Raw genomic sequence first — 2,729 nt, 5'->3', positions numbered from 1 at the left:
GACGCTCCCTCGAACACGGTGGGGCCGTCCTGCACCGGTTCCCGGCTCTCAACCGTCGTTTATCGATGAATCGGATATATCCGGTTTCGTAACAGTTTTCCGGATGCCCGCAACGTTAATCCAAAAGCTGGAATCGCAAGACTGCAAATTATCCCGATGTGATACGCTATGTGGGTACTCTGAAATACGGTAGCGGCGCATCGAGTTGCCACACCGGCAAATCAAATCAGCGTACCCCAAGACATCTCGACTGAAATGCTCCCCTTTGCCGTCAGACAAGCGGTGGAAACGTGACAAGGAGCGCTTCTGCAGCGGTCGCACCATTTCCGGAAGACCTTCCATTCTGGCATGTAAAATTGTGCTAGATTTTTATATCGTCGTAGACCCGCTTCGATTGCATCAACGGCATGAATCGATCAGCGAGGATCGATTCATAAAATGCGTTGGACGCTCTCGCTTCGATGTCGGATTCTGCGCGCATGTCGAAACAGAGTTCACTTCCGATACATTTTCGTAAGATCGAGCTGCACAACAATATGCGGCGCTTCTATACATTATCGGTTCAGCCGAACTTATTCGGTGAATGGTGCGTCATGCGATCCTGGGGACGGATCGGGACACTTGGACAATCCGTACAGCAAACACTTCTGGACGAAGCATCCGCTAACGCACTTCTTCGCAGACTTGTCGCGGTTCGTCGCAAACGTGGGTATGAGGAAGTCGCCTGACTTCTTTGCAACAGATAACCGAATTGCTCCAGCCTCCGGTTCACGCGCTCGATGAATACGTATCCTCAAGCAGCCATTCTTGAAATCTTCGCAATGCGAGAATGGACGGCTTTGTCTTTACGATCGAGATACTCTTCATAAAGACGAAGAGCGGCACGCAGATCCGATCTCGTCCGGACCGTCAGTGTTTCGAATTCGGCATTCAGTTCCAGCCGGGTCAATTCCAGTCCTGTATCGGAGAATGTTCGTCCTCCCAAAAGACGGCGCGCCCGGTTGACCTGCGACTTGACATTGCGTGCCGATTGGGGCGAGCGTCCCGTTTCCATCAGCCAGTTCATGAAACGGCCTTCCACATCGGGAATGCTTTGACCGTTCTCGCGCGCGAGGATGACATGACCGATCGCTTCGGCCAGAGGAGAGGGAACGGCGTTAGCAATCATTTGATGAACGTCCTGTCGCGTTGCGTCCTTCCACTGCCAACCATCCGGAAAACCCTGTAGCATTGCCAACTGTCGGGTCGTCAGCATCGCTGCCTGCGAGGCTGGAACCGGATCTGCAGGATGGGGATTGTTCAGATAGCGATCCGTCAGCCGTTCCCAGGCCGTACGCGTCACAGTCGGAAACGGTTCGTGGATACCACGAACTCCGCGTCCGGCACGGAAAGGCCGCGCATAGACCCAGCATTCCGGAATATCCAGTACGTCGCTGATGACCGTCTGGCGTTCCGATCGCGCCTTAACAAGGCTTGAATCGAGGAACCCATGCCGTTTGACCTTGCCCCCAAGTTTTATCCAGTTTTGAGTTCGCTCCAGCAGTTTTGGGTTGCGGTATTCTGGGCGGTAGCGGCGGGTTGCGGTGCGGAGCCATTTCGGCTGCGCAGCACCGCATCACGTCGCGGGTTGATTGTCTGAGCGAACTCGGCAGGTGTCATCCAGCCTAGTCCAGAGTGCGGCCGATGATCGTTGTAATCGCTGCGCCAGTTTGAAAGCGCTGATCGAGCATGAGCCAGCGACGAGAAGAGAGTCTCATTCAGGAACTCGTCTCGCAGCCGCCCATTGAAGCTTTCGATGAAGGCGTTCTGGATCGGCTTGCCCGGTGCGATGTAGTGCCATTCCACCTTGGTCCGATCCGTCCATTGCAGGATCGCGTTGCTGGTGAACTCGCTGCCATAGCACCTACGGAAGGAAGAGTTGGAGCCACCTCAAACAGTGCGCGCAGCTTTTTTGCTGCAAGCGCGCACCGTTTGAGGTGGCCATGGCCAGTCGAAGTAGCTCTAGAATGTGAGTGTTCACAACTCATTCCGGAGAGACCAACCATGACCAGTCAGAATTCTATACCTGCCGATGCCGTGTTGGTAGCCATCGACATCGCCAAGGTTCGCAATGAAGTGTTGATCGAAGCACCCGGCCATAAACGCCGCCGTCGGTTGTCTGTTCTCAATACGCGTGCAGAACATGACCATCTGATCGAGATTTTGCAATCATATGACCGACCGGTTGTCTGCGCCTTTGAGGCAACTGGTAATTATCATCGTCCGATCGCCTGGCGGTTGGTGGAAGCCGGCTTCGAAACGCGGTTGGTGTCGTCGTTGGCGCTTGCCCGCACGCGAGAAGCCTTGCACAACGGTTGGGACAAAAACGATCCTAAGGATGCGCAGGTGATCCTGCACATGTTGAGGATCCATTCGACGCAGGTTTATCACGATCCCTTGCGTGCTGGCATCAACGACGTTCAGGAATTGTCGAAGACACACGAAGCCATTGCTAACGCCAAGACCGAGATACAACATCGCATCCTGACGCATTACCTGCCGCTGTATTTTCCAGAGATCGAGCGTTTCCGAGGTAACAGTCGCAGCGACTGGTTCTTCGCATTCCTTGATGCCTTCCCCACACCATCGAGCATCACGATACTGACGAAGGAAAAGTTCGTCGAAGCGGCATGGGATGTTGTCGGCAGGAAAGTCAGCAAGTCACAGATTTTAATGGATATTTATGAGAC

Annotated in this window: 3 protein-coding genes and 1 pseudogene; 2 read left to right on the top strand and 2 right to left on the bottom strand. The window is 54.0% G+C overall.

Annotated elements, in window-relative coordinates; all coding sequences use genetic code 11:
• Positions 1-461: 461 nt before the first annotated feature.
• Positions 462-728: a WGR domain-containing protein gene (locus JNC70_RS22660; RefSeq protein WP_374789045.1), complete on the top strand. Its 267-nt coding sequence runs from the start codon at positions 462-464 to the stop codon at positions 726-728.
• Positions 729-793: 65 nt separating this feature from the next.
• Here JNC70_RS22660 and JNC70_RS22655 read toward each other — a convergent pair whose 3' ends face one another.
• Both JNC70_RS22655 and JNC70_RS22650 read right to left on the bottom strand, forming a co-directional pair.
• Positions 794-1,342: a DNA cytosine methyltransferase gene (locus JNC70_RS22655; protein WP_374789044.1), complete on the bottom strand. Its 549-nt coding sequence runs from the start codon at positions 1,340-1,342 to the stop codon at positions 794-796.
• A gap of 173 nt (positions 1,343-1,515) precedes the next feature.
• Positions 1,516-1,896, bottom strand: a pseudogene (locus JNC70_RS22650) (integrase core domain-containing protein); the annotation flags it as partial.
• 147 nt (positions 1,897-2,043) lie between these two features.
• Between JNC70_RS22650 and JNC70_RS22645 the strand changes: the two are divergent.
• The coding region (locus JNC70_RS22645; RefSeq protein ID WP_374789043.1) for an IS110 family transposase at positions 2,044-2,729 on the top strand (686 nt) is incomplete at its 3' end.

Source organism: Brucella oryzae (assembly GCF_041929965.1).
Classification (GTDB): domain Bacteria; phylum Pseudomonadota; class Alphaproteobacteria; order Rhizobiales; family Rhizobiaceae; genus Brucella; species Brucella oryzae.
Note: the sequence above shows the minus strand (reverse complement) of the source record. Positions and strands in the feature narration are given on the sequence as shown.